Source organism: Streptomyces sp. SID3343 (assembly GCF_009865215.1).
Classification (GTDB): Bacteria; Actinomycetota; Actinomycetes; order Streptomycetales; family Streptomycetaceae; genus Embleya.
In genome coordinates this window covers 1-483 of record NZ_WWJX01001582.1, presented here as the reverse complement: position 1 = coordinate 483, position 483 = coordinate 1, and the positions used below count along the sequence as shown (strand labels likewise).

1 pseudogene is annotated in these 483 nt (G+C 77.8%); it reads left to right on the top strand.

The annotated features are described in order from the left end of the window. Positions 1-30: 30 nt before the first annotated feature. Positions 31-483: pseudogene (locus GT354_RS50455) on the top strand (hypothetical protein); the annotation flags it as partial.

The following is a 483-nucleotide window of genomic DNA, read 5'->3' as shown; positions in this document are numbered from 1 at the left end:
GCCCCGCCGGGTCCGCCGCCCGCGTGGCCGATGCCCGGCCCCGTACCGCCGCCCACGCCGAATCCGCGCCCGCACGTCACCGCCGCGCACCCCGCCGACGCCGGGCCGACCGCCGACTGGTTCCAACAGGAGCGCGGTCCCTCGCCGTTCCCCGCCGGCGGCACGTTCGCCGACGCGGCGCACACACCCGTACACGGCGTCCACGGTGTCCCGCCGGCGCGGGACGTACCAGCGGCTCCCGACTGGTATCGCGGGGGCTCTCCCCCACCGCCGGGTCCCCTGTCGCCGACTCCGCCGGGCCCGTCGTTCGAGCGCACCCTGCTTTTCGTCGTGCTCGCGGTCGTGATCGTGGCCGCCCTGGGCACCCTGGTCGCGCTGCGCCCGTGGGAGGACGACGCGTCCCCGTCGGCGCATACGACGCACAGCCCGATGACACCCCAGGACTCGCGCGGGCCGCAGGGCACCGCCCGTCCGTCCGACGGC